Below are 599 nucleotides of genomic sequence, written 5' to 3'. Positions count from 1 at the left end.
TAATTCTCTCCACAGACGCGACAGAAACCCAAGAATTTTTATATACAATTTTAAGTTAACGGTTTTACTAAGGGATTTTTATTTCAAAGGGGATGTTTTATGTGTTTAAAAAAATAGGTCTTCCTAAAAATTTACTTTGGGGATATATTGGACTAGTCCTATTTATGATTGGTGATGGGATTGAACAAGCTTGGTTAGTTCCATATTTAGTAGATCAAAATATGTCTGCAACGGCAGCATCGTTTCTTATAACTATCTATGGTGTTACTGTTACTATTTCTGCTTGGTTGTCTGGTGTTTTCGTTCAAACGTTAGGTCCTAGGAAAGCGATGTTATTAGGAACCCTAGCCTTTCTAATAGGTAGTATCGGTTTTATTTGGTTAGGTATGTATAGTTTGAATTATTATATCATGGCACCATTTTATGCAATAAGAGGTTTCGGTTATCCTATGTTTGCTTGTTCATTCTTAGTATGGATAAATTACAGTGCGCCATTAGATAAACGGAGCACTGCTGCCGGCTGGTTCTGGTTTATGTTTTCACTGGGGCTAAGTGTTTTTGGTCCTTTTTATGCTTCATTAGTAATACCAATAATGGGA

Annotated in this window: 1 protein-coding gene; it reads left to right on the top strand. The window is 35.2% G+C overall.

What is annotated here, in order from left to right; genetic code table 11:
• Positions 1-101: 101 nt before the first annotated feature.
• Positions 102-599, top strand: a 498-nt coding sequence (locus tag ACF91D_RS31400) for an MFS transporter (RefSeq protein ID WP_392438641.1), incomplete at its 3' end; no start/stop codon positions are given.

The sequence above is a fragment of the Staphylococcus sp. 231237_7MaSpsaltlick genome, assembly GCF_043107035.1.
The sequence above is the reverse complement of the archived record's forward strand: the minus strand, read 5'-3'. Positions and strand labels throughout refer to the sequence as shown.